Here is a 26925-nt window from a genome sequence, read left to right as displayed (position 1 = left end):
AGAATGGAAAAGTAGAGTATTAAATTAACGATCAATTGGTTGGAACCATTGAGGAGTTTGAGTCTTTCGGAGAGATAAATTGGTGGGTACACAATTATAAAACAGAGAGTGGTCTCTACATTAAAAATCTGGAATTGCGAGAAGGGTATTGATCCCTAAGTGACAATTTTGGTCCCAATTTTGTATTATCTTAAACAACAAGAATGATTGTAACCGCCTATGAAACTATCTAACCAAAGCAATTGCCATATAACGTTTTTACTCATCCTGCCGGTCTTACTTTTCACATTCCGTTCAAATGCTCAATACCAATCACCATGTGAGCGATTTGAAAAAGGTCATACACGACCAAATTTTTCAATTACGGCGGTGGTGGGTGAGCAGCAATGCATCGCCATGGCCAGATATTACGAAGGATTGACCTTCACAAAAGGCACTGATGTGAATTGGAATTGGAATGAGACGGTTTCCAGACCGTCGATTGCTAGCCAAAAACCGGCAGCCATACCTATTGCAACCGGCAATATTGCCCAAAAATACTTCTCAAGTGATTACATCGGGCAATGCCAGGGCTGCTCGAAATTGGAATTGAACCGGGCAGACTCCAAGCTTCCTGATCGTGTAGCTGAAATGGCGCAAAAATGCCGACAGGCTGCTGCCGGATGGAAGGAATGGGATCAACGTATTGCCAATTTGAAGAAAGATATGCAGGCCACATGTGCTGCTCAAGCTCAAAAAAACAAGCCGTCCAATTCGAGTGCATCGTCCAATTCTTCAACCAATTCAAGTAATTCATCTAATTCGTTCTCTTCATCTAGTTCGTCGGCGGAATCAAAGCCTACCTCTACCTACAGCCAGGCCAAATCCCAACAAGCCAGCTATCAATCACAGCGACAAGCTGAATACAGCCGCTGGAAAGCTGAGCAGGATAGAAGAAATCGTGAATTCAATCAGAGATGGGACCAGATCAGGCAACAAAACGCTCAAATCGAACGACAGAAACAGCAGGCAATGGATCAATCGCTTCAGCGATTTGCTAACCTTATCAACCAGATGGCTGAACAAAAGCGAAGAGAGGACGAACAACGTGAGTTTCGAATCAATAAATCCAAATTCAATAAAGCGTTTGATGCCGGTAAACGCAGAATCACCACCTATCAGTTGGAATGCAGGGATTGGGTGAACAGGTTGAACATCTGGTTCACCGAATATGGTGCCTACGTGGATTACACAATCAAACCCAAAGTAGAAGGCGACCTGAGTGCGTTACAGAAAAGTATTGATGAGAGCTATAAAACCCTGGAAAAGTTATACGATCTGCGAAATGATCTGGCTGAAGATCTGGAATGGGAAATCATGGAAGCTAAGAGCAAATCCCTTACTAAAAAATATGAGAAGGGTCCCCTTGTGAGTGATGTATCGGCTGCCAGAAATGATCTGCGAACGTATGTGAAAAACAATGACTCACCCCGTAATCGCTTGATGTATGCCGACTATACAAAAATCGCGTACGACTTTGCTCTTGATGTGAAGAAGCGGGAATATTCAGCTTATACCTATGCCAAAGATATTCTCCGTTACTTTCCGGATTATCCAGGATCAAGCTCCATGAAAGTCTTGATTGCTCGTGTTGAGGCTGAACGAGTAGAACGTCAGGAGAATGAGGTGATGCGTAAATCACTGCAGGCAATTCCAACCTTTTCCTCAGAAGGGAAGGCATACGAATTAAAGAATTTAATTGACTCACTAATAATGTTTGGGGATCGCAATGCAGTGGCTGATGCATTCATAGGGAAAGGTGGAATGTCCTTTAAACTTGAGCAGATGGTGTCATATGGTGGCTATCACAAGGAATTTTTTGAATTACATAAATGGTTTCCCTATCGCGAATTAGATAATAGGTATAGACACATAATCACTGAAAGTTACATCGTTTCGAAAGCAACGGACCCAGCAACTAATAGGTCAGGGTCGGGAATGGGATATGACAATGGTAATCTTTATAACTCTCAGCGTAAGCAGCATCGATTGACATTACAAGCACTTATCAATCCGACGGATGCGAACATAAAAGCTACTATTAAAGAATACAAAGAATTAACTAAAGAACGAAAATATAGTGAGATAAATGTAACCTGGCCACAGGCGATGTTTTGTCTCATGACTGAGAATTATAAATACCTCACTAATCAACGAACCTCAGTAAAATACGTCGGACTTTGGACACGATCCATTGATGAACATGCCATGCTCGAAGTTACCAAAGTGGACAAGAACAGTCCAGCTGATTTGAATGGTATTAAAGTAGGAGACAGGATCACGAGAATTGATGGACGTACTGTCAAGAGTATGTCATCAGAGATGTCTGGCAAGTACAACACTGGAATCAATTTCAGGGGATATCATCCAAGAAATAAAGACAAAACATCTATTAAGCTCCGTATGATCAATAAAAATGGTAAGGAAGTGGATATTCGATTTCCGACCAGGATATCGAAGGATAATATTAAAAAGAAATTTGCCGGAACCCGGACTGCTGTATCCCAGCAATCATCCTCATCAGTTCCTACAACGAACTCATGGCCAGCCCATTTAGCCAAACCTAAGCTAGTGGATCAGTCATTCATTGATTCTCTTTGGGCCAAAGCCGAATCTGCAGATCTTGCCTCAATTAACAAACGCGGTACTTTTTCTTATCCAAGAAGAGCATTATCAATGGGAGTTACTGGAGTGATATATATTGAGGCTTTCATTGACGCTAAGGGTAATATGAAAAATTGCAACATGTATGCGGTGGACGAGAAATCCAGAACTTACTTCACCTCATCAACCGTTCGCTATCTTGAAGGTTTTGAATTCAACCCCGCAGAAAAAGATGGAGTTCCTGTAGATGGAATGGTGCTCCTAAAACATTCATATACGTTGACCGATGAATAGTTATGCCGTAAATGAGCAATTTTCCCTCCTGCTAGCGCAAGTCTTCCGGCACAGGCAGATCGATAGCGCGACATGTGCCATACCAGTAGAAGGCGGATTCTTACGCTTCGTTGCGCTGCGCTCAGACGGTGGATACCGGGCTGCATATCGAGTAGGCTTTGTGTGCAGAAGTAGATAGGCTAACTTCATCGCAATTAATTTAGCTCGGAAGCCACAGCGCCATATCTGGGCGTTGGCATTCATTGGCAAACGAACTCAAATAAAACAAAATTTATAAACTAAATTATGGAAAAAAATTACATGATTGCAACTGGAAAAAATGTGAAAGAACTAACTGATGAAGTGCAATTAAGAATAGATGAAGGTTGGACTCTTCAGGGTGGAATTTCAATTACACTTGCTACAAGTCCTGTATTTGCCCAAGCATTAATAAAAGAAGCAAAATGAAAACTAATTTTTTTGCCACGTTTTTGGGATCAATAACTGAATTAAAATTCAAACCACGAAATGAATTCAAAACATAGTGAACTATGGAATTTATCAATAATCCGGAATTGAAAAAATTTGCAGAATAGATTACTAATCGAATTCACACAAAAACTAGAAAATTTGGTAAACGGAACTAGCCCAATGAAAATAGCAGTTACATCAGCCAGCGGTCAACTTGGTTCATCCATTATCAAACAACTAATCGTAGAAAATGGTAACGAAAATGTAATCGGGATTGCCCGTACTCCGGAAAAGGCAAAACACCTCGGTATAGAAGTACGAAAAGGGGATTATAACAATCGGCAGGAGTTTGATCAAGCCTTAAAGGGCATGGACAAAGTCATTTTACTTTCAGGGATGGATGCTCCGGACAAACGAATTCAGCAACACCGAAATGTAATTGAGGCGGCAAAACAAAACGGTGTAAAGAAAATCGTTTATACCAGCATAGTGGGTGATGAAGAAAACACGGCATTCAGTCCAGTGGTACAGAGCAATCGTCAAACGGAACAGGATGTCCGTGAATCAGGATTGCAGTGGGTCATTGGAAGAAATGGCATTTACATTGAACCTGACCTGGAATACCTGGACAACTACATTCAAGAAGGAGAAATCCGAAACTGTGCTGGCGAAGGTAGGTGTGCTTACACAAGTCGAGGTGAATTGGCGTATGCCTACGCTCAAATGCTTTTAAATGATGAACACAATGGCCAAACGTATAATTTGGTTGGCGATCCAATCACACAAGCAAAATTAGCCCAACTGATTAATGAGGTCTTTGGTACAGATTTAAAATTCAATTCAATTTCATTTGATGAGTATCTAACTGAAAGAAAGGCCGAGCTTGGTGACTTTATAGGAACTGTCATTGCAGGAATTTATGAGGGAATCAAGAGCGGAGTAAATGATGTTCCTTCCGACTTTGAAAGAGTAACTGGAAGATCGCATAAATCCCCTTTGGATATGATTTCGGCTTTCAGAAAGAATAAACAAGCTCCAAACAACGGGCCGCACGCTAACTAGAAGTAGTAATACATTTTGACCCTTCTCGAACCAAGACTATTTAATTTTAAGTAATTAGGAACAGAGTAAGTAAAGCAAAGAGACCAGCTCGCAATCTTATTATTTTTTAAGTTTAAACTTATTGAATGAGCATTCAATGATTTCTTCCAATACCCCTGGGTTAACATCTGAAATTTTATTGATGTAAAGGCATATTTTACCCGTTCTGTGCTTACCTAATTTATTTAAAAGTTGTTGTTGTTTTTCGAAATTGTTCAATACATAGAAGACAAGATGTTGCTTTCTTGGCGAAAATGCCATTAAAGGGAGTTTAGACTTACGTCCAGTTTCATATTCCTGTATATAATTACCAAAGCCAATAATGGAAGGCCCCCATCTCTCTGGTTCCAAATTTGTTATCCGACGAATCATATCAATGACAAAAAAACCATCTTTTTGTCTAGTCTCATTTTGAATCGATTTAATGAATTCAGTTACACTATCATTAGACAATTTCATTATGTTATTATTTATTTTGGTTCTATATCTCAAACAATTGATTCAGCATTATTGATATAATCAGTTATCTTCAAATCAATCTAATATAAACACCTCTTCAATCCTCATATTGAATACATTGGCAATATCACTCGCCAGTTTGAGGGAAGGGTTATATTTTCCCTTCTCAAGAAAAACAATGGTTTCCCTACGTACACCAACTTTTTGGGCAAGGTCAATCTGTGTCAAATTGTTTCGCGCACGTAGTTCCTTAATCCTTGTTATCATTTATTCCAACTTTTGAAAGGTACAAACGGATAAAAAGGAAAATCAAAGTCATGCCGATCATGCCGATTGCAATGACAAGTTTGGCTTTGTTTACCGAATCAACGGAGTAGAAGTCAAGTGCAAACAGACCAAAAAGCCACATGTAAATCGAAATTCTAAAGGTGGCTGCAGCTGCTTTTTCAGTTATTTTATTCGAAAGTTCATCTGCGGAATTAAGACCTGCTTTTGCATCTTTGAGCGCTTGAATGCCTGAATAAGTTATAAATCCAACTACAATCAGCATCGCCGCAATTATACTGTAAGCAATCTCATTAAAGGGCCGTGATGTTTTAAAAATCCAAAATCCCATTAACGCAAGAATAAAAGCCGCCACTGAAAACTTTACAATAGCTATTTTTTTTGCCTTCATGATTATGTTATTTATTTCTAACACATAGTTATATATTTCTAACACATTAAACAAATGGATTTTGGGATTTCAATTATATCATCGCGTTGAATATTGAAAACAAATTTCACGTTGAAATAAAAACATTGAACTACAACGAGTAAGGTTTATTTGTAATTTACTATTCCGAAAATACCAGCAGCTGAACTACGGGTTCTTCCTGTTTCCTATCTTAGTATCAATCACAACAAAACCATACACAGAAACATTATAAATAATAGGCCCATTTCCAATGGCAGTAGCATATGATAAACATTATCGAACAGAGAACTTATTCGGGGAACCCTACCCCGAACTGATCAACTTTTTCTCGAATCACCCAACAAGAGGGAAACTCTTAGATCTGGGTTGTGGCCAAGGAAGAGATACTATTCCATTGGCAAAACTTGGTTATGAGGTAACTGGAATTGATAACTCGGCAGTTGGCATCCAACAGATGGAACAAACGGCTAAGTCGGAAGGACTTGACCTGACTGGATTGGTAGATGATATTTATGAATTCCAAGACTTTGGAGACTTTGACTTCATCCTCCTGGACAGCATGTTTCATTTCCGGAAATCTGAACTGATACAGGAGTCTAAACTCGTGGAACGAATAATCAGTGAATCAAAAGAAGGCAGCCTAATCGTTTTTTGCATTCAGAACGCGGGTAGCAAGATTAACACCTTCAACACCATTGTTGCTAACCTAAAATTCACTGAACGAATGACTGAATTGGATTTTAAATACGTTTATGAGGACAAGGAGAGTGACCATGTTTCTACCACGAAGTACAAAATGATCGTGATAAGAAAATAGACTCCTACAACCTCCTTACAAATCCCCCCTAAAGGCATCCATATCAAAGGAGGAACCTGGATCCCTTTTTCCCTTGCCGGGTCCTCGTACATCGTCTCCTGATACTTCTGAGTGACCGACTACCGCATTGGAAGAGATGTTGTAAGTGGCCATCCATTCCCTGCATTTCGCCAAAGCAGTTTCTCTTTGCGCTGAAGAAAAAGTGCCTGCTGTAGCAATTTTATTTATGAATTGACTGTAGTTATTTACACCTGGTACCAGCATCTCAAAGCCTAGAAAGTGGCTATTCAATCCTGAAAGATTTCCAAATATGCTTTTCCCTGCATGTGCGGCTTTTTCAGGAACGGCCCTGCCTGCAATCCAATCTCCATTTGGTGAGATGAAACCATGCACAGACAATCTCGAATACACCAGCCAATCGGGTGCGTGAATGGGATTCGGGTATTGATGCAAAGGAGTGCCATCGAAGGTGTTGGTCTCCTTATTGTACCGTGAGAGCCATTTTAATGCATCTCTTTCAAAATATTCACTCATCGAGTGTACGATGATTCCTTTAGGTTCAATTGCCATTGATGGTGTGATTTAGGTATTCAAATATAAAAAAGGTAACTGTAAACTTTAAATGTACTATTCTTTTACTAATCAGGTGCTCATTTTAAAATCCTTCAATCAATAGCGAGATTACTGGATTTAACAAAGAGTCAGACTTAATGAATCGACTGATTAAGCAAATTTCAGTGTGAAACTTTATCTTTAGAATACTATTGAAAAGGATATGTTCACTAAACCTATTAGAAAGTTGGCTTTATTGCTGGATTAAAGATGACCTTTTACGAAAAGAAGCTAAAAAAGCTAAGCGAAGTTCTTTACAAAAACCAGGGTCAAATCGATTCGGTAATTGCTGTGAGAAACTACATTGAGAGCAACTATGAAACCGATTTAAGCATAAAAATGCTTTCTGAAATTCAGTATATTTCTAAGTACCATCTTATACGCCTGTTCAAAAAGTATTACGGCCTCACACCCAGGCAATATTTGATTGATAAACGCATTCAAAAATCAAAAGAACACCTGGTAAATGGAATGACTGTCACCGAAACCTGCTATGCTGTTGGGTTTGCAAGTTTGGGTTCTTTTAGTGTTCTATTTAAAACTAAAGTGGGGAAAACACCAATTCAATTTCAAAAAGAGCAACTTTCGAGAAGTAAATTAGTTTCTGATTCCTGATCTTTGATAGACCAATTTGAATCATTACCGATGAAAGTAACACTTATAAGTATCCCGGTCAGGGATCAGGAAAAGGCACTCAGATTCTACACTGAAAAGCTAGGGTTTATTAAAAAAATTGACACTCCATTAGAAGGTGGAAATAGGTGGCTGACGCTAGTTTCAGCAGAATGGCAGGATGGACCAGAATTACTTCTGGAGCCTGCACCTGTTCATTTTGAACCATCGAAAGTCTTTCAAGATGCCCTAATGGAAGCAGGCATACCATACACTCAGTTCGATGTTGAAGATGTACAACAAGAATATGATCGTTTGATTGAACTTGGGGTTGAATTCAGCATGAAACCAACTCAAATGGGTACAGTGAAATTTGCTGTTTTTAATGATACCTGTGGGAATAATATTCAACTTGTGGAAAATTTGTAAGTCCTAAAAGAGCGTAAATAGATGAAAGTAACAGCTGAAAAAAATGAAAAGGTTGCCAATATGATATTTGCATCCATTTATCCTCTTTACCTGAATAGATTGGAGAAAAATGGTAGAACAAAAGAAGAACTCGACCAAGTGATTAAATGGTTTACTGGTTTTGATCAAGGTGCTTTAAAAGCTCTTATCCATGATAAAGCAACTTTTAGCACATTTTTTCAAAAAGCTAAAATAAATTCAAATGCACATTTGATTAAAGGGGTCGTTTGTGGTTATCGAATTGAAGAAATCGAGGATGAATTTGAAGTGTATAAACAATGCAGACGCATGGAAAAGCTAATTGATGAACTAGCCAAGGGGCGAAAAATGGAGAAAATTTTGCGAGAAGAAAAGAAACAATAACCACTTTACAATTGACTTCTGTTAACGATTTTGCCAACTAATCAGCTACTATTAATACTTCCTATTATAGAATAAAAGCCCTTAAGTTTTACTTAAGGGCTTTTTAACTGGTTAATTATCACTAACCTCATCATCACTTTTCATGGGCATACTCCAAGGAGGTGTGATCCCATTCATTCGTGCATAGGCGATCATTTGTCCCATGTGTTCACTTGCGTGATTCATCACGATGTTCACCAGGCTCATTTTAGTAAAATCACCCGTAAACGGCATATCTACTTTCGAGCTCATGTCCTCCGCTTTAAGATTTCTAATGGCAGCAGTGACGAAATCATGTGATTCATTGAGTGCTTTGGTTAGTTCTGTTTTGGTTGTCAGGCTTTTTTCAATGTTCATTGGATCTATTCCATCAGGGATAGTCCCTCCCAGTTTCATTCCAAAGAAATAGTTAGCTGCTACCACATGTCCTATTACTGAAGAATAAGATCGAACACTCTCAGCAGGTGCCCAACCAAACTTATCATCGGGCATGGCATCAGCTAGTTGAACAATTCTTCCTTTGGTGAAGGTCATATTACCGATGACTTCATTTTTAAATTGATCTTGTGCAATCAATGCGCAACTGATCAGCAGTGTGAATACAAATAATACTTTTTTCATGATTTCAGTGTCGTTAGCGTTTCTAACAATTTAATCATAAATAATCTGAGAATGAATTTTCAGTGTTCCTCGCTATCCTATAACTTTTACAAGCGCTCTTCCTTTTTTCCTATCTTCAATATGCTGGTGTGCCTGAGCAATATTTTCCAAAGGATATATTTCCCCAATTGGCAAGCCAGTCCATCCTTCTGATAAAGCTTCAGCCAAATCATGAGCTGCAGCCTGTTTTTCGTCATTCTTAAAATCGTCACTTCCTAAAAAGAAAATAGAAATATTGGAAAACACTAACGGCCAAAATGGTATGCTGGCTGGATTTTGATTAGTTGCATAGGTGGCAATGGAACCACCTTGTTTGAGAATTGCAACATCACTCTCAATATTAGCAGCAAAAGCTACTTCAATGATGTGATCGACACCATTCGGATAATCATTTAGTACGTTTTCCTTTAATGAATCATTTACTAAATAAACTCCATCAGCACCAGCATTTTTTGCTATTTCAACATTCCCTGATTTCGTTACAGTTGCCAAAGTCACTGCTCCAGATTTTTTAGCCATTGCAATGGCACATTGCCCCACTGCTCCACTTCCTCCCTGGACTAATACCACTTGACCATCACGATTATTCCTAACCACGCCTGCACCCACATTTACCGCCCGATGGGCTGTAATACCTGGGATTCCCATTTGTGCAGCTTGTTTGAGATCAACATGTTCCGTTAACTCAACGACGTTGCTTACTGGCACACTACAGTATTCAGCAGCAGTTCCAAACTGTCGATATGATTGAGCTCCATAACATAAGACCTTCTTACCAATCCATGATTCCTCTACGCCTTCACCAACATTTTCTATGTAACCCGCTCCATCACTATGTGGAATTATTTTATCATATGGCATGCCCACTCCAAAAGTATCTGCACGTTTCTTTACTTCACCAGGGTTAACACCGGAGTAATGAATTTTAATTTGAACCTCACCTTGCGCTGGGAGAATGTCTTCAATTTCTTCAACTTGAAAGACATCTTCTGCCTTTCCTTGTTTTGTATAAAATGCTGCTTTCATCGATTTTTCGTGATTTGAAGTGAGATCTAATACTAGATAATTCACCTATTAGAATAAAAATAGGTAACATATATGATATCAGCATTGAAGGATCATTTTACCTTCATTTACCATTAATGACATAGGGCTGTCACTAATCCTATTTACTTTGTGTTCTTATCTGCACCACCTGCAGCTTTATTCAAATGGACCACCGGAAAATCATACATATAGACATGGATGCCTTTTATGCATCAGTAGAGCAATTGGATAATCCGGAACTCCGAGGGAAACCTGTCGCCGTGGGAGGTAATTCTCAGCGAGGAGTTGTAGCAGCAGCCAGCTATGAGGCTCGAAAGTTTGGAGTGAAGTCTGCAATGCCTTCTGCGAAAGCAGCTAAGCAATGTCCGCATCTGATCTTTGTCCCTCCTCGTTTTCCACGCTATAAGGAACTCTCCAATCAAATTCGAGAGGTGTTTTTTGAATACACCGATCTCGTGGAGCCACTATCTTTAGATGAAGCTTATTTGGACGTAACTGAAAATAAAATCGGGTTGAATTCTGCTACTTTGATTGCTAAGGAGATCAAACAGAAGATCAAAGAACGCACCGGACTTATTGCCTCAGCCGGCATCTCTTACAATAAATTTCTTGCAAAGACGGCCTCAGATATGGATAAGCCAGACGGACTCTATGTCATCTTACCAAATGATGCGGAAGATTTTGTCGCATCTCTTCCAGTGCATCGCTTTCATGGAATCGGTAAAGTAACAGCTGAGAAGATGGTGAAAGCGGGAATTTTCACCGGAAAGGACCTAAGAAAAAAAAACCTGGATGATCTGAAGCTTAGGTACGGCAAGTCGGGACAGTATTATTACAACATCTGTAGAGGCACAGACAACCGAGAAGTACAGCCAGTTCGTGAAACCAAGTCTGTCAGTGCGGAACGAACCTTTGACCGGAACCTTTACGAAATGGAGGAGATCATGGATGAGGTGGGTCGAATTGCAACGATTTCCTTTCAGCGTTATCAAAAAAGTAAAGTAAGTAACGGTCACACCATCACTATAAAAATAAAATATGGGGATTTCCGTCAAATTACCCGCAGCAGGACCTACGAGGAAGGAATCAATACAGAAGATCAATTTGTTAAAATGGGATTGTCCTTGTTTTCGGAGGATCTGATAAGTGAAGAAGGTATTCGGTTAATTGGGGTAGGCATCTCCAATTTTGCCAAAGATGAGCCTACTAATGTTTCATCTCAGCTAACCATAGATTTCTAGCCTGCTAGACTATTCCACAACCTCTTTCAGTCTGTCCACACCCTTAATTCTACCATTCGCACCAATTGGAATTCATGAACGCTTTGACAATGGTACTTTTAACTCATAATTTAATCTAACCATGAAAAAACTGTTTGCGACTTCCATCTTATTATCACTAATCTTTTCAGCATGTTCTCCTTCCTCAGAAACCAACACCAAGTCCAAAGAAGAAATAAACAAGGAAATTGTTTTGACCTTCTTTAATTCAATGTGGAACATGCAAAACCTGGACACCCTCGATCACCTTATTGTACCTGATTACATGGATTATGCTCCTTCAACCAACTTTCAGGGAAGGAATTACACTCCTGAAACCATGCGAATCGGACGTCAACGATTTGCACAAATGATGCCTGATCTCAGGTATGAAATAGATGCAGTTGTAGCTGAAGAAAATGATGTCGTTCTGTTCACCACAGGAAAATTCACACATAGTAATCCAACATTTACCCGCCTGGGATTGGCACAGCCAACAAATAAAGAAGTGACTTACAAAACCGTGTTTAGGTATACAGTTGAAAACGGTAAAATCGTTCGAGGTTTTGACTTACACGACATGTACAATCGATGTATTCAAATGGGTGTAATTGATACTGCAGGAGGCAATCTTTAGGTTAAACATTTTTATATGCCTTCTCATAATAAATCCCTTTTCGGAGGGATTTTTTTATTTGCTTTATTTACCTCTTTTGAGAAAGATAAAATCCCCTCCTTCATCGCCTGCCTGAGAAATAGGTCCATATTGAGGCACCTGGCCATTTGGGCTATTGTTGATCACGGCAGTTTTGAAATACCTGAAAAGCTGATCTGCAGAAAGCAATGGAGACTGGTTGTTAACCAGATTTTTCAGCAGGTATTCAATAAATACACTTTCATCCGGTACCGTTTTTAGCGTGCCGCTAGTCATCGCCTTTCTACTTGGTAGCTTGTACACTTCCAGAACAGCACGGCTATTTCCAAAGACGGCTCTTTCCTTCAGAATACCTCCACTAAAGCACGCATCCGAGATAAGTAAGGTATGCTTGGAATTGATTCCACCGACATAATCGCGAAGGGTACTATTCGACAACCAATAAGACTTGGAGTCCAGACTAGCATCACTTGGTAGCCAATACCCCTGATTTAGCTGTTCATTCCAAATGCCATGACCGGCATAGAAAATAAGCAGGTTGTCTTTTTCTGTGACCGTAGTTGTTAACCTATCAAGCGATTTTATGATATCCTCTCTTGTTGGATTTTCCAGAACCGTTACATTCTCCTGATCAAAGGAATAGTGATAGGTTAGAACTCCCGCTAACTGCTCAGCATCATTGATGGGGTTGTCCAGATCTTGTATTTCATCATCCTGATATTCATTGATTCCAATAATCAAAGCATAGTATTTTCGCTTTCCGAGCTCACTCATCAGTGCTTTCCCTACTGCATCTTTATCTTCAATTTGCTCCGTCGGAGATGTCGTCGACTGTACGATAACAGCTGTCTCATTCTTTGGCTGTTCCCTAAACAAGGTTACTGTCCCCGAGGCAAGTGGCGAACAGGTGTTGAGTTTCATGTCTCCCTTCCATTTTCCGGTCAGGGTTTCCTTGCCATTATTCAACACATAGGTTAATTGATTTTTAGCCATGCAGGCCAGACCAGTCTTGTAAATAATCTCTTTGCCTTCTAAAAGAATTTTTCCGTCTTTGATTTTTCCCGTTACAGATGCTTTGATGGAGTCTTTTTTTAGATTGTTGGCGTAGACATATCCGGAAATCATATTCCCTTTCTGAACCAGCTCATACTTTAGTTGATTATGTTCCTTGAGAAAGGTAGAGGTGCCAAGCCATGTGCCAGTAACATCAACCGACTGTGCAGGAGAGAGAAATGAGTATACAATGAATAAGGTGATTAGGATGAATCTCATGGTATGAAATTACGTGATTCGGTGGTAAATGATTGCATCCTTCGATCAACCTTCTTTTGATTAAAGATCAACCACTCTTTAGATTCTACGAAAGTTCACATCCATCGACTTCCAGGATGATGCCTTTTCCATAAGCAGAAGAGGGTGTTTGAAAACCTGGTTTGAAATCACCATTTATAATCTTATTTGCAATCAACATCGCTGTTAATGCAGTTAACGTATATCCATTTGGTGTTTTCAAGCGAGCCTCCACCTTGGTATCTCCATCACTGGCTTCACCCCACAAATACATGTTGGATTCTAATCTTCTTTTCTCTTTGGGTCCATCCGGTCGTTTATCCATCTGGCGCAGTAAAAAATTCTTAATAGTCCGTGATCTCAACATGAATGAAAGTCTCAATGCCTTCTTAACCTTGGCCAATTGCTGTTCAGTAGTCCCTGAAAAGACCTCAATATTCGGAATACCTGTACTGTGATAAGCTGTTGACACATCTCCCCAAGAAATGCCCATTGAGATTTGCTTGAAGTCTCCATAATCAACCACCATTGAAGACTTACCCATCGGAACTCCTTCATAGTCTCCATCTCTTCTTCTGGTCTGGGGCTCACCCAAATTTTCAATCATGGTTTTAGCAGTTCCTCTTGAAAGCTTTCCTCCTTTGCTTACAAATGCCAGTTTCAAGTCGGTTGCTGATGGTAGTTTAGTCTGTAAGTGTTTGGCTAAACAGTCAGAAGGAACCACGTCAAATCCGGCCCCAGGAAGAAGCATGATTGATTTCTCTTTCGCTTTTTCACCATACTCTTTGATTAAGTCAAACACCTGAAACTCACCGGTAATATCAAGGTAATGCGTATTGGTAGCTAAGCAACCTTGTACCATGGATTTAGCCGTATGAATAAAAGGACCTGCACAATGGATAACTACCTCTCCTCTTTTCAGCCATTTTTCGAGTTTTTCCCGTTCCGAAACTTCAAACACATCGTACTCCAGCCCATGTTTATTCGCAAATGTCATTGCTTTTTCAGCGCTTCTACCGGCAATTATTGGTTTAATACCTTGTTTTAGGCATTCTTCAACGATCAAACGACCGGTATATCCATACGCACCATAAATCAGGAGATTCTTATTCATCTAGTTTCGGTTTTGCCTGGGATTTCTCCCTCTGAATTTTTTATTTTTCTGTTTAGGCTGGGAGCTTTTAAAGTTCTTCTTTTTTGTTGATGGTGGCAAATCGCTTAGTTTTTCTGTCAACTCAAATCCCTCCACTGTTTCAGCTGGAATCTGAGTGTCAATCAATTTCTCAATATCGCGTAAGTACTCCATTTCTTCTAAACTCACCAATGATAATGCAACACCGCTTGCTCCTGCCCTTCCTGTTCGCCCAATACGATGCACATAGTCTTCCGGCACATTTGGTAACTCGAAATTAATTACGTGCGGAAGCAAGGGTATATCCAAACCCCGTGCCGCAATGTCTGTTGCAACCAAAACTCGCACTTTTCCCTCTTTAAACCCGGCCAGTGCCTTTGTTCGTGCACCCTGACTTTTGTTGCCATGAATTGCAGCAGCACTGATATCGGCTTTATTCATTTTTTCCGTTAGCCTATTGGCCCCATGCTTAGTTCTGGTGAATACTAACACTTGTTGCCATTTTCCTCCTGCGATCAAATCCAGGATCAAATCTGTTTTACGCTTTTTATCTACACGGTAAACTTGCTGATTTATTTTTTCAACGGTGGTGTTTTCCGGAGTAGCTTCCACGTATTGGGGGTGGCTCATGAATCCGTTAGCCAACCTTTTAATTTCCTTTGAAAATGTGGCTGAGAAAAGAAGGTTTTGCCTCCTTGGTGGAAGCAATTGTAGAATTTTATTGATATCTCTTTGAAAACCCATATCCAACATCCGATCGGCTTCATCCAGAACAAGAACTTCTACTTTATGAAGTGAAAGTGCATGCTGGTTGTGAAGGTCTAATAAGCGTCCAGGAGTAGCTATCAAAATATCTACTCCTTTCTTTAGCGAAGCTATTTGCGGATTGGCTTTTACACCACCAAATATCACGGCCGACCGAAGATCTGTATAAGCTGAATATGCTCTTACATTATCATAAATCTGCGCAGCTAATTCTCGTGTTGGAGTTAGTATGAGTGAGCGTACAGGTCGCTTTCGGTACTCCTGACCGTCTGATAACAGTTGAAGAATAGGAAGAGTAAATCCAGCAGTCTTTCCTGTTCCGGTCTGAGCTGAAGCCAGCACATCTTTTTTATCTAAAATAACTGGAATTACCTTGGATTGTATTGGCGAAGGTTCTGAATATCCTTTTTTGCTAATTGCTCTTAGCAAGGGCTCGGATAAGCCCAGCGAATTAAATGTCATAAAGATTATTTAAAGAAACGGCTATGGCCTTCTCTTATGAATGGCAAAGGTACGACTAAATAAATGGGGAGATCAATACCAGCCGCTAAGCTCAAACTTCTCTTTGGAAGAATCAAGAATGCGAGCTTTCTCACATTTCAGGACCCGATGAGGGAATTTCTCAATGAACTTATGATTATGAGTCGCCATCAGTACCGAAGTACCGCTATTATTGATTTCTTCGAAGAGTCTAAGGATACCGTCGCTAACGTCTGGGTCCAAATTTCCAGTGGGCTCATCTGCGAATAAGATCTGTGGCTCATTGATCATTGCTCTGGCGATCACCACACGCTGTTGTTCTCCGCCTGATAATTGGTGTGGCATCTTTGCTGAAATAGCTCCTAATCCTACCCTCATTAAAACTTCAGCAATTCTGTTTTTCATTTTGGCCGGATCTTTCCACCCTGTGGCCTTCATAACAAAAGTCAGGTTTTCAGCGACTGATCGATCATAGAAAAGCTCAAAATCCTGAAATATGATCCCTATTTTTCTTCGTAAGAATGGTACATCTTTTGATTTGATGCTGCTAATCGGATAGCCTACCACCTCAGCATGCCCGAGTCTTAGTGGCAGATCGGCATAAAGCGTTTTTAAAAGTGACGATTTCCCACTTCCTGTTCGTCCGATGAGGTAAACAAATTCACCTTTATCAATGGTAAAATCAATTTCACTTAAGACCGTATGATCTTCTTGAAAAATGGATGCATTTGAAACTCGAACAACGGGTTCTTCAGAAAAAGTCATCTATTACTTATAACTCTAGTTTTTGCAATTTCCCATAAGGAAGTCCTTGGATAAGATGCTTTAATTCCTCATCCTTACCCTCAAGGCCAAATTTATCCATTCTCTTTAATGGACGATCTGTTCTGAAATACGCAACCAGAACAAAATCCTGATCCCTGATTTGTATGTAATCAGGAATCTTAGCTTTTCCTTTTACCTTGATGATGTACATTTCTTCTAAATTAAGTAATTCTAATTCTTCCATCATCAACTCGCAGTTAGCTTATTTGTTTGTTTTTTGGTAGTCGGCCAAAAATTTCTCTAAGCCAGAGTCTGTCAACGGATGCTTTAGCAATCCGGTTATTACACTAAGCGGACAAGTCGCTACATCTGCACCAATCTCAGCACATTGAATCAAGTGCATATTATGTCGAATAGAAGCTGCAAGCACTTCAGTTTCAAAACCGTAATTATCGAAAATTCCGACGATCTGCTCTATAAGAGCTAACCCATCCGTGCATACATCATCGAGTCGTCCGATAAATGGAGAAACATAACTTGCACCAGCCTTGGCTGCTAACATTGCCTGACCTGCACTGAAGATCAATGTACAGTTCGTTCTGATTCCTTCTGCCGACAAAGCTGAGATCGCTTTCACCCCACCTTTAATCATTGGAATTTTTACCACAATCTTATCATCGATCTTTGCAAGCTCTCTGCCCTCAGCGACCATTTTTTCGTACTCCGTGGCGATTACTTCAGCACTAACATTATCATCTACAATGTCGCAAATGTCTTTGTAATGCTTCAGAATATTGGCTTCTCCGGTAATGCCTTCTTTAGCCATGAGTGAAGGATTGGTGGTTACACCGTCGAGTACGCCCAAGTCCTGAGCCTCTTTTATTTCGTCAAGGTTTGCTGTATCAATGAAAAATTTCATTTGTTAGGAAGTTATATTGAGGAATTAGAATAGAAAAATGGCAAACGAAGCATCGCACCGCTACGACCGCCTACCCTTGCTACCGTCAGGTCCTGGGGGATTCAGCAGGAGCTGGTCGTACCCGTTTGCCGCTGCAAAATTAGTAAATAGATTAGAAGGATGTAAGTATTATTCAGGATTAGTACTCATCTATAGGCCGATAAAATCCGTCTTCTTCTTTTAAGCGTTCAGAATCATCATTTTTTGGAAAATAAACTTCTATTTCCACCTCGATTCGATCATCGAAATCCGTAGAAAATGCTTCATTTTCAAATTCTTCATATTCCATAAAGCAAAATTATCCAAGCAGAAATGATCGATTGAAATTGAATATTAAGAAAGCATGATAAATCTGTTATCGCACCGGATATTCTTTCAAGATTTCTACCAATTCGCTTAACATCATGGCAGTTGCTCCCCAAACGGTTCTTCCTGCTAGGTCATAGTAAGGGCAGTGCATCTTAAATCCGTTTCTGACATTCATTTCCTTTTCTTTCAACCTGTCAGGATCAATCAGATGTGAGACAGGCGGAGTAACTATATCCGCTACCTCTCTTGGCTCTGGAACAAATTTCGGTTTGTGATCAAGCTTGCCGATAACAGGCAACACCATGTAATTGCTGGCAGCTACAAAAAACTCTGACAGACTACCAACAATTTGAATGCTATTCTGATCTACTCCAATCTCCTCCTCTGTTTCCCTTAGTGCTGTATTAAATTGATCTTGATCTTCTTCTTCGTACCGTCCTCCGGGTAGTGCCATCTGTCCGCTATGAATGCCTTCATAACTGGGTCGTTGTATTAACGGGAAGTGAACGGTCTCCTGATCCTGATATAACAAAATCAGCACCCCTCCCTTTCGCGGAGGTGTTGCATGTTTCATCTTCAAAGGAGCTCCACTTGCCAGCTTTGGCTTCATTCTTTGATGCGCAACGTCTCCGGGCATGGGCTTTTGCACACGCTTCTCCAAGAAACTGGTCAGTTCATCGAAATTCATTTCAATGCAAATTAAGCATGACTATTTGATTTCTTTTTTTATTTATATTGCCTATGTCACCCTAATCACCCAAAATGGAAGATATTCCTAATTATGTTGCGGCAACCTTTATTGCTATTGTAATAGCCGTGCTTGGGTTTATATATTACGCAGTAAACACCGCCACCCCTGGTAAAAAAAATCTCACCTCATCCCTTGTTGTCACAATACTCGTTGGTTGGATATTTTTTGTTTGTGTCCAGACTTTTAACGGCTACTTTACCAACCTTTCAGGTATTCCGCGGCTACCCATGTTTGTTGGGCTGACAATCGTTTCTATTATCATTCTGTTTATCTGGCCCAGAACACGTGCGATCTTAATGGAGATGCCGATTACCACCCTGCACTACATCCACATTGTCAGAGTGCCGGTTGAAATGGTTTTATGGTGGCTGGCTGTTTCCAGAGCAATCCCTATGGATATGACATTTGAAGGTAGTAATCTTGATATCATTTCCGGCATTTCGGCTCCTTTCGCTGCAGTGTTCATGGTGGGCTCCCGAAGTAAAAGTCGAATTGGTGCGACTATATGGAACCTGATTGCGCTTGCGCTACTTTATAATATTGTAAAAACAGCCATCGGCTATATGCCTTACTATTTCACTCCTACTGGTGGAGAGGTGGCGAACTTAGGCGTCTTTTATTTTCCATATGTGCTGTTGCCTACCTTTATTGTTCCGGCTGTTTTATTCAGTCACCTCGTATCACTTTATCAACTTATTTTCAAAAAGGATCAACCACAGTTTTGATCCATTATTCGTTGACTTGAAATTTCTTTCTGCTCCACTCCTTTCTGCCAGGCCTTACATGCTTTTTCTGTTTCACCCTGTCTGAAGAAAGTCAACCCCTGGTAATAGTATAGCTCATCAATAAATTCCGCTGATTTTATGGCCCTGTCAAATAGATTCAGTGCCCCTTCATAGTCTTCATTTAGCATCTTGTAAATGCCTTTATTACGGTAAGCCCATCCATTTTTTGGGTTTAATACAATGCTCCTATTAATATCCTCAATAGCTAAATCCAGGTTATCCATTTGAAGATGAATGAATCCGCGATTGTTTAAGAAATAAGGCTCACCAGGGACTACATCAAGTGCCCGATTGATCTCGGCTAAAGCAGCTTCGTAATTTTGATTTTTAAGTTCAATCAAACTCAGCAAATTATACGCATTGGCATCATTGCCACTTAATTCCAAAGCACTATTGACAATCGAAGCTGCTGTATCGTATTTTTCCAAGAAATAGTAGATGCTTGCCGTGTTGATCAGCGTTTCAGGGTTCAGTGGTTGCAGACTATCTGCTTGCTGAAAACTAAGGAGTGCAGCATCATATTGTCGCATTTTGGTTTGCACCAAGCCTTGATAGAAATAGACAAATGCTGAGTCAGTTGTTATAGACTGGATGGTTTCTACATCATTCAGTGAATTTTCAAACTGTCCAATCTCTTCATAAGCGTAAGCTCTATTAAAAAGTGCATCCAGGTATTGAGGTTCTATTTGAATGGCTTTGTTATAATCCAAAATGGCTTCATAAGGGTGATCTGATTCGATCCTGGCGACTCCCCTGTTATTAAGCGCCTGCGCATAATTTGGGGTTTCCTTAAGAGATTGATTGTAGTATTCTATAGCCTGAATGTAATCTCCTTTCGTTAAGGCTTGATTACCGAGATTAAAAAAACGTGTTGTTCTTTCGTCGGAACTTTCACACGCCGCAAAAAAAATTACTATAAGAACTAACCGAAATATTTTTCCCATTTCATATAAACAAAAAAGCCTGCACAAATGTATGCAGGCTTATGACTGTTTTTTAGAAAAAAGTTAAGATTTCCTGACGGACCCTCCACTGCTGGAACTTGCATCCAAATAGGTGGGAGATCCTTTATATCTCACCGAACCACCACTGCTGGCTCTTGCATCCAGCTTAGATGAAACATTCACTTTTACCGAGCCTCCACTGCTTGCACTGGCCTCAGCTTCATCACTTTCCAGATCGTACCCATCGTAATCGCCAGAGCTGCTGGCCTCTATGTCCTGATACTTTGCAGTTCCTGATATATCAATGTCTCCGGCACTTGAAACGTTTGCTTCAATTTCATTCGCTTCTACTTTTAGCCGTGCATCTCCGGAACTGGAAGCATCAACTGATAATTCGTCGGCGTTTTCAATTTCTGCTATTATATCACCCGCGCTGCTTACATCTACATCAAAGTCTGAACCATTGGCATCAATTGGGTTTTTGGCTGTTAGGGATGCAGCTGAAGATGCAGAAATACCATTTAGAGACGTATAAGTCACGTAAACTTCCACATCTACATTTCTCCATTTATTACCGTCTAAGTGTATTTTTAATCGATCTCCTGAAACTTCAGTAAGAACATCCTCCAGGTCTACATTTTCAGAAACAATTCGTGCCTCCTCTTGGCTGCCTTCCGTGATGTATACGTCTATTCCTTCGTGAGCCGAAATTCTTGAAAACGAAGACAAACTTCTTGTCTCCTCAGATTGAGCGAAAGTGAATCCAGCGATCAGGATTCCAAGTAATGTGATTAAGAATGATTTTTTCATGACCGTACTTTTTATTTATGAGTTAGGATGAGCCTAAATGCTCATTGTTTAGTGTATAGATCAAGAAAAAAAGGAAAGGTTGCAAATCACAGTGAAGATTTGTGATTTTTCTTAAAATCCGCCCATTTAGTGGTTTTATAATGCTCACCCCCAATAAATTTCAGGATAGGTTCCATTTGATTGGGTTTCAGGTATCCTGATATCGGTTGTATGATCCTCAGTTCCTCGTCCATAAAAACAGTCATGGGATAGCCACTAAGGTTATTTCCTGTTACTGCATAAGCGATTGAATGTGTTCCCTTTCGTCCTGCATCCGGAAGAAACTCAAAGGTATGGCCGTTAAATTCAACAGGTTCTTTTTGTTCCGCATTGAATTTTATCGGATAGAAGTTTTCATTGATGTAGGTAGCAATGACTGGGTTCGTATACGTATTCTTGTCCATCACCTTGCACCATCCGCACCAATCTGTATACAGATCAATGATTAATTTTCGTGGTTCCTTTTCGTGAAGCGCCATTGCTTCCTCAAAGGTTAGCCACTTCACTTCGTTTGTTTTTGGTAAATCGAAAGATGAAATTCCAAGAACAATTAAGGAGACAAATAAATACTTTAGTGTTCGCATATCATTAAAACGATTAAAACCATAAGTATAGTTTCATACAAAGATAAAGCCAATGAAGATAGGTCTGCTGTCAGACACTCACGGATTTCTGGATGAGGGCATTTTTAAACACTTTGAGGTAGTAGATGAAATCTGGCATGCCGGAGATATTGGCACCACAGAAGTTCTGGAAAAATTGCAACAGTTTAAACCGACTGTTGCGGTATGGGGGAATATCGACGGTGGTAAACTCAGACAAGAATGTAAGGAAGGTGAGATTTTTGAAAGGGAAGGTGTTCGTGTACTTATTACACACATAGCTGCTAAGCCACCTAAGTACACCAAGAAGGTGCTTGCCTATGTAAAGCAATTCAAACCTAAACTTCTGATATGTGGTCACTCTCACATTTTAAAAGTGATGCCAGATAAATCTAATAATCTCTTATTTATGAATCCTGGTGCTGCGGGAAAACATGGTTTTCATAAAGTAAAAACGCTTCTACGCTTTGATTTGGAAAAAGGTGAAATCAAAAACCTGGAGGTGATTGAGTTGGGTCCCAGAGCACGATCATAAACAATCGAAATGAGCACCTAATTCAAGGTGATTTTTATCAAAATAGAGGATGACGTTTATCCTTTCCCCCACTACAGACCATCCATATCTTGAGAATCAATTAATAAAGCGAATTGATTTATGGATGAGGAAAATAATCATGCAATAGAAAAATATGATCTCACCGCTGAAGATCTGCAAAGGATAAATTCTGCACAAGGAATCAAAAAAATATTAAAAGAAAAACATCATGACATTGAAAAGTTGATGTTTTCGCTCAATTATGAGCACGAATTAAAGCAACTTCAAATTGAGCTGGTGAAACTGCAAAGAGATGTTTACTTAAATAACCGAAGAGTGGCAATTATCTTCGAAGGACGTGACGCAGCAGGGAAAGGTGGGAATATCAGACGGTTTATAGAGCATTTGAATCCCCGAGCCATGCGGGTAGTTGCCTTAAGTAAGCCGACAGAAGTAGAAAAAGGACAATGGTACTTTCAGCGTTACGTCAACACCTTACCAAATCCCGGAGAAATCACTTTTTATGATCGCAGCTGGTACAATCGGGCAGTCGTTGAACCTGTCATGGGTTTTTGCACAGAGGATGAATACAAGACTTTTCTACTCCAGGTGCCTGAATTTGAGCACATGCTATACGAAGATGGGGTTGAGATTATCAAATTCTGGTTATCCATTTCCAAAAATGAGCAGAAGAAACGATTTGATTCTCGAAAAGGAGATCCACTGAAACAATGGAAGCTTAGTCCCATTGATGAAAAAGCTCAGGAGCATTGGGATGATTACACCAAATACAAAAAAGAAATGTTTTCACGGACTCATATGTCCTACAGCCCCTGGATCATAATAGAGGCAAATAATAAAAAGAAAGCCAGGCTAGAGACTATCAGGTATGTTCTAAGTCACCTGAATTACAAAGGCAAGGATCAAGCAAATATTTCGCTGGATCCTGATCCTGAAATTGCCAGTAGGTTTCACCGAGCCGCTGCAAGTACCGATTAACAGATTTAACTAAACATATTATGAAAAAAAGAGAAAAAGTAGAGAACGTAATGACCAAGGACGTTCACACTGTCAATATTACCCATTCACTTAAGGAGGCCAATGAACTTTTTAACAAACATCACATTCGCCATATTCCCGTAGTTTCTGGCGATAAGCTTATCGGTATTCTGAGTCAGACCGATATTTTAAGGATTAGCTTCGGCAATACCTTTGGAGATGAGCAAAGTGGTTCAGATGAGGCTATTTTTGATATGCTATCCATCAACCAGGTGATGAAACACAGTCCGGAAACCTTGAGTCCAGAGGACACCATTAAAGATGCTGCTGAAATATTCTCAAAGCGGGAATTTCATGCCCTACCGGTAGTTCAAAACGAAAAGCTGGTTGGTATCATAACCACAACCGACATAATCAATTACTTTATAGAACTGTATTAAAAATATTGAGAGGCATTAAATGCCTCTCAATTTTCTCCACTCTTCAAATACCTTCTGCTTTCTGAGAATTATTGAAGTTTTTTCCGCTTCAATGCAACCTTTCCTATTTCATTTACATCTATAAAAGAAATATTGAATGAAAACAGACCTATTTCATTTACATTTATGAATGTAATAAAACCTAAATCAGCTGTATGAATACCAAATTTTATCAACTGGGAGAACTGGAAGAACTCGTGCTCATGATTGTAGCAATCCTGAATGAAGAGGCTTATGGAGTAAAGGTCATGGATGAAATACAAAATCAGATTGGAAGAAAGGTCAATATCAGTGCGGTTCATACGGTTCTTGATCGATTGGAGAAAAAAGATTTTGTTTCCTCTTATATGGGAGGTGCCAGTGCAGAACGAGGGGGCAGGCGTAAACGATTATTCAGAATTACCGCACAAGGATCCAATGCACTTAAGTATGTATATGAGACTAGAAACGATCTCTACAAACAGATTCCAAAAACAATTTTAGGATACGCATGAAAAAGCATTCACCACCAAAATGGGCGTTGAGTTTCCTGCAGTTTTTCTATAAAGAACGTTACCGGGAACAAATTGAGGGGGATCTATATGAGCTATTCGACAGGGATGGAGCCACACGAAAAGCAAGACTCAAATTTGGGTGGAATGCCATTCGCTTTTTCAGATTAAGATATTTAAAAGGACTAGACGATTTTGAACAACTAACTACACTAGCGATGATCAAAAACTACTTTAAGGTTGCTATACGAACTTTACTTAGACAAAAATCCTACTCATCTATCAATATCCTTGGATTAGCTATTGGATTAGCCTCTTGTTTATTAATCACAATTTATGTGAATCATGAGCGGAGCTACGACAAATTCTTTCCCGAGGCGGATCAAATGTATCGGGTGCTCAATGGCACTCGAGGTGCCTGGACACCTCCTCTTTTAGCTGAAACCATGATGATTGAGGTCAGCGAAATAGAAGCAGCTACCCGTATTCAAGGGCTTTGGGAATCTTTGTTTCAAATTGGAGATCGTTCATTTATACAGGATGGTTCTGCCTATGGTGATCCCCAATTTTTCAAGGTTTTTGAAACCGAGTTTCTTAAAGGAAATCCTGAAACCGCACTTTCTGAACCAAATTCAGTGGTACTTACTGAAAGCATTGCCAAAAAATGCTTTCCTAGTGAATCCGCATATGGGAAGACTTTTATGTTGGATGAAATATCTCATAAGGTTACCGCAGTTGTTGCAGACCCACCAAAAAACACACACTTTCCTTACAAATACATCATCTCGGATTTGGAACCGGGTCATAAGAATTGGACAGGAAATAGCGTATGGACCTATGCAAAAATCCAACCCAATTCAGATGTTAAAGTGATCGAGGAAAAACTGCATGAACTATATAAAAAATATGCAGGTCCGGAATCTTTGAGTTGGAGCGGATTAGAATCATTTGAGCAGCTAATGGAAAAGTATCCAGACAGACATTTTGGATATACACTGTATCCCATTGCAGATATTCACTTGCAAGGCGCTCGATACAGCATGGGCAAAGGAGGAGATTATAAAAACGTGATCATCTTTTCGCTTGTAGCCATCTTTATCTTACTAATCGCTTGTGTAAACTACATCAATATGTCAACCGCAAGATCTTCGCTAAGGTCGAAAGAAGTCGGCATAAGGAAGGCATTGGGATCACATCGTAGACACATCATTTCCCAATTTTTGGTCGAATCAATTTTAATCACAACCATTTCTGTTTTGCTTGCTTTAGCTATAGCCTCCATTTCTATTGATTACTTCAATCAATTAACCGGAAGGCAGTTTGTGATAGAAGACCTTTACACACCTGAAAACTTACTTTTTGTAGGTGGTTTAATCATTGTTGCTGGACTTTTGGCTGGACTATATCCCGCTTACATCATGTCCAGCTTCTCCCCTCTCAAAGCACTTAGAGGACAAAAGCAACAGGGTGGAAAAAGAGGTCTGAGAAATGGCTTAGTAGCATTTCAATTTGCTATATCCGTTTTTCTGATTGCAGCGACAATTGTGATCTTCAAACAATTAAATCACATGCGGTCTCATGAATTGGGATTAAATATTGATCAGACACTGGTTATCAATGGTGGTAGAGTGCTTGAAGATAAGTATGGTGTTTTCAAGACTCAGCTCGAGCAACTGCCAGGCGTGGAAATTGTCGGGAAATCAAGTAACGTTCCGTTTCACGGATATGGCGACTGGGCCTACAATCTTTTGGACGGAAGTGAAAGAACCATTGCACCATATAATGCTTTCACATCTCATGAATTTCTGGATGTGATGGATATTGAATTGGTTAAAGGTCGGTTCTTTTCGAGGGAACTGGTTACCGATACAGCTTCTGTGGTGATTAATGAAGCTCTTGCTGAGGAGTTGGGATGGGATGATCCAATAGGAAAGAAAGTTTCCCGTCAAAACAAGCTGGACTTTACCATTATCGGTGTGATGAAGGATTTCAATTTTACTTCTCTTAAACGTGAAATTAGCCCCATGATTTTCCGATACGGTGATCATGCTACAATGGAAATAGGCAATCACCATCAGGCCTATGTTGTTGCAAAAGTTTCATCTCAAGATCTTCTTCGGACAATCAATGAAATTGAAGAGGTTTGGGAGGGGCATGTGAGAAACTATCCACTGGATGCCTTCTTTCTGGATGATTCCTTTAACCGTCACTATGAAGCAGAAACCAAGTTTGGAGGGGTTTTCACCACTTTTACCCTACTCGCGATAATTATCGCTTTCTTAGGGTTATTCGCCCTTACCACTTTTGTGCTTCAGAAAAGATTTAAAGAGATAGCGGTCAGAAAAGTTTTAGGTGCCTCTGTTTCTTCGCTGCTTAGAATGATGATTAAAGATTTTACCAGACTTGTGGTGATTGGAGGTATTATAGGAATAAGCTTAGCAAGCTACTGGCTTAATACCTGGCTGGATGGATACAGCTACCGAATAGACTTATCCTGGTATTTACTCATACTACCCATATTAGCCATTCTTGCTATCACCTGGATAGTAGTATCTCTGAAATCATATAGAGCAGCAGTGGCAAACCCAGCCAATGCCTTAAAAGATGAATGATCC

General features: G+C 39.9%; 32 protein-coding genes. 15 read left to right on the top strand and 17 right to left on the bottom strand.

Going from position 1 to position 26925, the window contains the following annotated elements; all coding sequences use genetic code 11:
• Positions 1-219: 219 nt before the first annotated feature.
• From ACO05G_RS04375 to ACO05G_RS04365, 3 genes are all read left to right on the top strand, one after another.
• On the top strand, positions 220-2937 hold the full coding sequence (locus ACO05G_RS04375) for a PDZ domain-containing protein (RefSeq protein WP_421764858.1): 2718 nt from the start codon (positions 220-222) through the stop codon (positions 2935-2937).
• A 285-nt stretch (positions 2938-3222) separates the two neighbouring features.
• Positions 3223-3384, top strand: a complete 162-nt coding sequence (locus ACO05G_RS04370) for a DUF1737 domain-containing protein (RefSeq protein WP_421764857.1) — start codon at positions 3223-3225, stop codon at positions 3382-3384.
• A gap of 183 nt (positions 3385-3567) precedes the next feature.
• Positions 3568-4449: an SDR family oxidoreductase gene (locus ACO05G_RS04365; protein WP_421764856.1), complete on the top strand. Its 882-nt coding sequence runs from the start codon at positions 3568-3570 to the stop codon at positions 4447-4449.
• A gap of 99 nt (positions 4450-4548) precedes the next feature.
• On the opposite strand, the gene ACO05G_RS04360 is transcribed toward ACO05G_RS04365, so the two are convergent.
• The 3 genes from ACO05G_RS04360 to ACO05G_RS04350 form a co-directional block, all read right to left on the bottom strand.
• Positions 4549-4947 carry a DUF1801 domain-containing protein gene (locus tag ACO05G_RS04360; RefSeq protein ID WP_421764855.1) on the bottom strand — a complete coding sequence of 133 codons (399 nt, stop codon included), beginning with the start codon at positions 4945-4947 and terminating at the stop codon, positions 4549-4551.
• 75 nt (positions 4948-5022) lie between these two features.
• Positions 5023-5214, bottom strand: coding sequence for a helix-turn-helix transcriptional regulator (locus tag ACO05G_RS04355; RefSeq protein ID WP_348285056.1), 192 nt, complete (start codon positions 5212-5214; stop codon positions 5023-5025).
• Positions 5198-5623 carry a hypothetical protein gene (locus tag ACO05G_RS04350; RefSeq protein ID WP_348285055.1) on the bottom strand — a complete coding sequence of 142 codons (426 nt, stop codon included), beginning with the start codon at positions 5621-5623 and terminating at the stop codon, positions 5198-5200. The genes ACO05G_RS04355 and ACO05G_RS04350 overlap by 17 nt, the downstream gene beginning before the upstream one ends.
• Before the next feature lie 271 nt (positions 5624-5894).
• Here ACO05G_RS04350 and ACO05G_RS04345 point away from each other — a divergent pair, with 271 nt between their 5' ends.
• Positions 5895-6461: a class I SAM-dependent methyltransferase gene (locus tag ACO05G_RS04345; RefSeq protein ID WP_421764854.1), complete on the top strand. Its 567-nt coding sequence runs from the start codon at positions 5895-5897 to the stop codon at positions 6459-6461.
• 15 nt (positions 6462-6476) lie between these two features.
• Here the strand turns inward: ACO05G_RS04345 and ACO05G_RS04340 are convergent, their stop codons facing one another.
• A complete protein-coding gene (locus tag ACO05G_RS04340; RefSeq protein ID WP_421764853.1) occupies positions 6477-7031 on the bottom strand; it encodes an N-acetylmuramoyl-L-alanine amidase in 555 nt (184 codons plus the stop codon).
• 252 nt (positions 7032-7283) lie between these two features.
• Here ACO05G_RS04340 and ACO05G_RS04335 point away from each other — a divergent pair, with 252 nt between their 5' ends.
• Genes ACO05G_RS04335 through ACO05G_RS04325 form a run of 3 tightly spaced genes read left to right on the top strand, consistent with a single transcriptional unit; the run spans position 7284 to position 8516 of the window.
• Positions 7284-7688, top strand: a complete 405-nt coding sequence (locus ACO05G_RS04335; RefSeq protein ID WP_421764852.1) for a helix-turn-helix domain-containing protein — start codon at positions 7284-7286, stop codon at positions 7686-7688.
• Positions 7689-7718: 30 nt separating this feature from the next.
• Entirely contained in the window at positions 7719-8114 is a 396-nt protein-coding gene (locus ACO05G_RS04330) for a VOC family protein (protein ID WP_348285051.1), read from the top strand.
• Positions 8115-8135: 21 nt separating this feature from the next.
• Entirely contained in the window at positions 8136-8516 is a 381-nt protein-coding gene (locus ACO05G_RS04325) for a DUF2200 domain-containing protein (protein ID WP_421764851.1), read from the top strand.
• 111 nt (positions 8517-8627) lie between these two features.
• Here the strand turns inward: ACO05G_RS04325 and ACO05G_RS04320 are convergent, their stop codons facing one another.
• Positions 8628-9176 carry a DinB family protein gene (locus tag ACO05G_RS04320; protein ID WP_421764850.1) on the bottom strand — a complete coding sequence of 183 codons (549 nt, stop codon included), beginning with the start codon at positions 9174-9176 and terminating at the stop codon, positions 8628-8630.
• A 72-nt stretch (positions 9177-9248) separates the two neighbouring features.
• Positions 9249-10241 (bottom strand): NADPH:quinone reductase, encoded by a 993-nt coding sequence (locus ACO05G_RS04315; RefSeq protein WP_421764849.1) that lies wholly within the window; start codon positions 10239-10241, stop codon positions 9249-9251.
• A gap of 185 nt (positions 10242-10426) precedes the next feature.
• Here ACO05G_RS04315 and dinB point away from each other — a divergent pair, with 185 nt between their 5' ends.
• The gene (dinB, locus tag ACO05G_RS04310) at positions 10427-11503 is read left to right on the top strand and encodes a DNA polymerase IV (RefSeq protein ID WP_421764848.1); all 1077 of its coding nucleotides are present in this window, start codon (positions 10427-10429) and stop codon (positions 11501-11503) included.
• A gap of 121 nt (positions 11504-11624) precedes the next feature.
• On the top strand, positions 11625-12158 hold the full coding sequence (locus tag ACO05G_RS04305) for an ester cyclase (protein ID WP_421764847.1): 534 nt from the start codon (positions 11625-11627) through the stop codon (positions 12156-12158).
• Between the two features lie 63 nt (positions 12159-12221).
• Here ACO05G_RS04305 and ACO05G_RS04300 read toward each other — a convergent pair whose 3' ends face one another.
• The 8 genes from ACO05G_RS04300 to ACO05G_RS04265 all read right to left on the bottom strand — a co-directional run bounded on the left by ACO05G_RS04300 (position 12222) and on the right by ACO05G_RS04265 (position 18563).
• A complete protein-coding gene (locus tag ACO05G_RS04300; RefSeq protein ID WP_421764846.1) occupies positions 12222-13448 on the bottom strand; it encodes a caspase family protein in 1227 nt (408 codons plus the stop codon).
• Between the two features lie 85 nt (positions 13449-13533).
• Complete coding sequence (locus ACO05G_RS04295) at positions 13534-14580, bottom strand: saccharopine dehydrogenase family protein (RefSeq protein ID WP_421764845.1); 1047 nt, start codon at positions 14578-14580, stop codon at positions 13534-13536.
• Entirely contained in the window at positions 14581-15825 is a 1245-nt protein-coding gene (locus ACO05G_RS04290; protein WP_421764844.1) for a DEAD/DEAH box helicase, read from the bottom strand.
• A gap of 72 nt (positions 15826-15897) precedes the next feature.
• Entirely contained in the window at positions 15898-16608 is a 711-nt protein-coding gene (locus ACO05G_RS04285; protein WP_421764843.1) for a cell division ATP-binding protein FtsE, read from the bottom strand.
• 7 nt (positions 16609-16615) lie between these two features.
• Positions 16616-16819, bottom strand: coding sequence for a fructose-6-phosphate aldolase (locus tag ACO05G_RS04280; RefSeq protein ID WP_348285104.1), 204 nt, complete (start codon positions 16817-16819; stop codon positions 16616-16618).
• A 51-nt stretch (positions 16820-16870) separates the two neighbouring features.
• A complete protein-coding gene (fsa, locus tag ACO05G_RS04275) occupies positions 16871-17527 on the bottom strand; it encodes a fructose-6-phosphate aldolase (protein ID WP_421764842.1) in 657 nt (218 codons plus the stop codon).
• Between the two features lie 178 nt (positions 17528-17705).
• Positions 17706-17855, bottom strand: coding sequence for a hypothetical protein (locus ACO05G_RS04270; protein WP_421764841.1), 150 nt, complete (start codon positions 17853-17855; stop codon positions 17706-17708).
• 66 nt (positions 17856-17921) lie between these two features.
• On the bottom strand, positions 17922-18563 hold the full coding sequence (locus ACO05G_RS04265; protein ID WP_421764840.1) for an NUDIX hydrolase: 642 nt from the start codon (positions 18561-18563) through the stop codon (positions 17922-17924).
• 74 nt (positions 18564-18637) lie between these two features.
• Here ACO05G_RS04265 and ACO05G_RS04260 point away from each other — a divergent pair, with 74 nt between their 5' ends.
• Positions 18638-19351: a hypothetical protein gene (locus tag ACO05G_RS04260; RefSeq protein ID WP_348285038.1), complete on the top strand. Its 714-nt coding sequence runs from the start codon at positions 18638-18640 to the stop codon at positions 19349-19351.
• On the opposite strand, the gene ACO05G_RS04255 is transcribed toward ACO05G_RS04260, so the two are convergent.
• The 3 genes from ACO05G_RS04255 to ACO05G_RS04245 form a co-directional block, all read right to left on the bottom strand.
• Entirely contained in the window at positions 19336-20355 is a 1020-nt protein-coding gene (locus tag ACO05G_RS04255; RefSeq protein ID WP_421764839.1) for a tetratricopeptide repeat protein, read from the bottom strand. The genes ACO05G_RS04260 and ACO05G_RS04255 overlap by 16 nt on opposite strands.
• A gap of 63 nt (positions 20356-20418) precedes the next feature.
• On the bottom strand, positions 20419-21165 hold the full coding sequence (locus tag ACO05G_RS04250; protein ID WP_421764838.1) for a head GIN domain-containing protein: 747 nt from the start codon (positions 21163-21165) through the stop codon (positions 20419-20421).
• 86 nt (positions 21166-21251) lie between these two features.
• The gene (locus ACO05G_RS04245; protein ID WP_421764837.1) at positions 21252-21788 is read right to left on the bottom strand and encodes a thioredoxin family protein; all 537 of its coding nucleotides are present in this window, start codon (positions 21786-21788) and stop codon (positions 21252-21254) included.
• A gap of 52 nt (positions 21789-21840) precedes the next feature.
• Here ACO05G_RS04245 and ACO05G_RS04240 point away from each other — a divergent pair, with 52 nt between their 5' ends.
• From ACO05G_RS04240 to ACO05G_RS04220, 5 genes are all read left to right on the top strand, one after another.
• Complete coding sequence (locus ACO05G_RS04240) at positions 21841-22341, top strand: metallophosphoesterase family protein (RefSeq protein WP_421764836.1); 501 nt, start codon at positions 21841-21843, stop codon at positions 22339-22341.
• A 120-nt stretch (positions 22342-22461) separates the two neighbouring features.
• A complete protein-coding gene (ppk2, locus tag ACO05G_RS04235; RefSeq protein WP_421764835.1) occupies positions 22462-23340 on the top strand; it encodes a polyphosphate kinase 2 in 879 nt (292 codons plus the stop codon).
• A 20-nt stretch (positions 23341-23360) separates the two neighbouring features.
• On the top strand, positions 23361-23780 hold the full coding sequence (locus ACO05G_RS04230) for a CBS domain-containing protein (RefSeq protein ID WP_421764834.1): 420 nt from the start codon (positions 23361-23363) through the stop codon (positions 23778-23780).
• Positions 23781-23974: 194 nt separating this feature from the next.
• The gene (locus ACO05G_RS04225) at positions 23975-24313 is read left to right on the top strand and encodes a PadR family transcriptional regulator (RefSeq protein WP_348285031.1); all 339 of its coding nucleotides are present in this window, start codon (positions 23975-23977) and stop codon (positions 24311-24313) included.
• Positions 24310-26922, top strand: coding sequence for an ABC transporter permease (locus ACO05G_RS04220; RefSeq protein ID WP_421764833.1), 2613 nt, complete (start codon positions 24310-24312; stop codon positions 26920-26922). Before ACO05G_RS04225 ends, ACO05G_RS04220 begins: the two co-directional genes overlap by 4 nt.
• Positions 26923-26925 lie beyond the last annotated feature (3 nt).

Source organism: Ekhidna sp., from assembly GCF_965227465.1.
Lineage (GTDB): Bacteria > Bacteroidota > Bacteroidia > Cytophagales > Cyclobacteriaceae > Ekhidna.
The sequence above is the reverse complement of the archived record's forward strand: the minus strand, read 5'-3'. Positions and strand labels throughout refer to the sequence as shown.

Bases quoted from the DNA above. Each gene is read 5' to 3' on its own strand.
- ACO05G_RS04270 (WP_421764841.1), bottom strand. From the start codon at position 17,855: ATGGAATATGAAGAATTTGAAAATGAAGCATTTTCTACGGATTTCGAT.
- ACO05G_RS04335 (WP_421764852.1), top strand. From the start codon at position 7,284: ATGACCTTTTACGAAAAGAAGCTAAAAAAGCTAAGCGAAGTTCTTTAC.
- ACO05G_RS04225 (WP_348285031.1), top strand. From the start codon at position 23,975: ATGAATACCAAATTTTATCAACTGGGAGAACTGGAAGAACTCGTGCTC.
- ACO05G_RS04290 (WP_421764844.1), bottom strand. From the start codon at position 15,825: ATGACATTTAATTCGCTGGGCTTATCCGAGCCCTTGCTAAGAGCAATT.
- ACO05G_RS04355 (WP_348285056.1), bottom strand. From the start codon at position 5,214: ATGATAACAAGGATTAAGGAACTACGTGCGCGAAACAATTTGACACAG.
- ACO05G_RS04265 (WP_421764840.1), bottom strand. From the start codon at position 18,563: ATGAATTTCGATGAACTGACCAGTTTCTTGGAGAAGCGTGTGCAAAAG.
- ACO05G_RS04340 (WP_421764853.1), bottom strand. From the start codon at position 7,031: ATGGCAATTGAACCTAAAGGAATCATCGTACACTCGATGAGTGAATAT.
- ACO05G_RS04230 (WP_421764834.1), top strand. From the start codon at position 23,361: ATGAAAAAAAGAGAAAAAGTAGAGAACGTAATGACCAAGGACGTTCAC.
- ACO05G_RS04325 (WP_421764851.1), top strand. From the start codon at position 8,136: ATGAAAGTAACAGCTGAAAAAAATGAAAAGGTTGCCAATATGATATTT.
- ACO05G_RS04360 (WP_421764855.1), bottom strand. From the start codon at position 4,947: ATGAAATTGTCTAATGATAGTGTAACTGAATTCATTAAATCGATTCAA.
- ACO05G_RS04350 (WP_348285055.1), bottom strand. From the start codon at position 5,623: ATGAAGGCAAAAAAAATAGCTATTGTAAAGTTTTCAGTGGCGGCTTTT.
- ACO05G_RS04295 (WP_421764845.1), bottom strand. From the start codon at position 14,580: ATGAATAAGAATCTCCTGATTTATGGTGCGTATGGATATACCGGTCGT.
- ACO05G_RS04365 (WP_421764856.1), top strand. From the start codon at position 3,568: ATGAAAATAGCAGTTACATCAGCCAGCGGTCAACTTGGTTCATCCATT.
- ACO05G_RS04285 (WP_421764843.1), bottom strand. From the start codon at position 16,608: ATGACTTTTTCTGAAGAACCCGTTGTTCGAGTTTCAAATGCATCCATT.
- ACO05G_RS04280 (WP_348285104.1), bottom strand. From the start codon at position 16,819: ATGTACATCATCAAGGTAAAAGGAAAAGCTAAGATTCCTGATTACATA.
- ACO05G_RS04245 (WP_421764837.1), bottom strand. From the start codon at position 21,788: ATGCGAACACTAAAGTATTTATTTGTCTCCTTAATTGTTCTTGGAATT.
- ACO05G_RS04300 (WP_421764846.1), bottom strand. From the start codon at position 13,448: ATGAGATTCATCCTAATCACCTTATTCATTGTATACTCATTTCTCTCT.
- ACO05G_RS04305 (WP_421764847.1), top strand. From the start codon at position 11,625: ATGAAAAAACTGTTTGCGACTTCCATCTTATTATCACTAATCTTTTCA.
- ACO05G_RS04330 (WP_348285051.1), top strand. From the start codon at position 7,719: ATGAAAGTAACACTTATAAGTATCCCGGTCAGGGATCAGGAAAAGGCA.
- ACO05G_RS04260 (WP_348285038.1), top strand. From the start codon at position 18,638: ATGGAAGATATTCCTAATTATGTTGCGGCAACCTTTATTGCTATTGTA.
- ACO05G_RS04250 (WP_421764838.1), bottom strand. From the start codon at position 21,165: ATGAAAAAATCATTCTTAATCACATTACTTGGAATCCTGATCGCTGGA.
- dinB (WP_421764848.1), top strand. From the start codon at position 10,427: ATGGACCACCGGAAAATCATACATATAGACATGGATGCCTTTTATGCA.
- ppk2 (WP_421764835.1), top strand. From the start codon at position 22,462: ATGGATGAGGAAAATAATCATGCAATAGAAAAATATGATCTCACCGCT.
- ACO05G_RS04345 (WP_421764854.1), top strand. From the start codon at position 5,895: ATGGCAGTAGCATATGATAAACATTATCGAACAGAGAACTTATTCGGG.
- fsa (WP_421764842.1), bottom strand. From the start codon at position 17,527: ATGAAATTTTTCATTGATACAGCAAACCTTGACGAAATAAAAGAGGCT.
- ACO05G_RS04370 (WP_421764857.1), top strand. From the start codon at position 3,223: ATGGAAAAAAATTACATGATTGCAACTGGAAAAAATGTGAAAGAACTA.
- ACO05G_RS04220 (WP_421764833.1), top strand. From the start codon at position 24,310: ATGAAAAAGCATTCACCACCAAAATGGGCGTTGAGTTTCCTGCAGTTT.
- ACO05G_RS04375 (WP_421764858.1), top strand. From the start codon at position 220: ATGAAACTATCTAACCAAAGCAATTGCCATATAACGTTTTTACTCATC.
- ACO05G_RS04320 (WP_421764850.1), bottom strand. From the start codon at position 9,176: ATGAAAAAAGTATTATTTGTATTCACACTGCTGATCAGTTGCGCATTG.
- ACO05G_RS04255 (WP_421764839.1), bottom strand. From the start codon at position 20,355: ATGGGAAAAATATTTCGGTTAGTTCTTATAGTAATTTTTTTTGCGGCG.
- ACO05G_RS04240 (WP_421764836.1), top strand. From the start codon at position 21,841: ATGAAGATAGGTCTGCTGTCAGACACTCACGGATTTCTGGATGAGGGC.
- ACO05G_RS04315 (WP_421764849.1), bottom strand. From the start codon at position 10,241: ATGAAAGCAGCATTTTATACAAAACAAGGAAAGGCAGAAGATGTCTTT.